This is a genomic window from Paracoccus sp. FO-3 (assembly GCF_006386455.1).
Lineage (GTDB): Bacteria > Pseudomonadota > Alphaproteobacteria > Rhodobacterales > Rhodobacteraceae > Paracoccus > Paracoccus versutus.
Genome location: NZ_VCBQ01000302.1, coordinates 1 through 524, shown reverse-complemented (window position 1 = coordinate 524; position 524 = coordinate 1). Strand labels below are relative to the sequence as shown.

The window sequence follows — 524 nt, the reverse complement described above, 5'->3', positions numbered from 1 at the left end:
GACGGCATCGACATCGGCGGCGGAGCAACCGACGGCCCGCGCGGCGAGATCGCGCAGATCGGCCTCGCGCCAGTCCGGCAGGCAATGCCGGAAGACGCTGAACAGACCCTCGGCATCCGGCAGCGGCAGGGAGACTTTCATGTCGAAGCGACCGGCCCTGAGAACCGCCGGATCGATCAAGTCCGGGTGATTGCAGGTGCCGACCGAGGGGGCTTTGGTGCGCGCATCACGAAAAGTCCGACGCATCTCGCGCAGCATGTCGCCGAGATGGCCTGCGGCTTGCCATTCGCCGAAGGTGCCGGTCACGACGCTGAACCCTGCGCTGTTGCCCATCGCGCGGGCGATCCAACTCTTGCCGGTGCCGGGCGGCCCGTAAAGCAGCAGCGTCCGCGTCAGGTCCGGCCAGGCGACCTCGCCGGTCTTCCAGCCGCGCAGGTCGCGCACGATCTGGCGCGCCGCGCGAAGTGCCGGACTGTCGCCGTGGATATCCTCGAGCCAGGGGGCCTGCGCGCCTATTGCGAGCA

General features: G+C 69.1%; 1 protein-coding gene. It reads right to left on the bottom strand.

Going from position 1 to position 524, the window contains the following annotated elements; all coding sequences use genetic code 11:
• The coding region (locus FE811_RS27105; RefSeq protein WP_140849609.1) for an ATP-binding protein at positions 1–524 on the bottom strand (524 nt) is incomplete at both ends.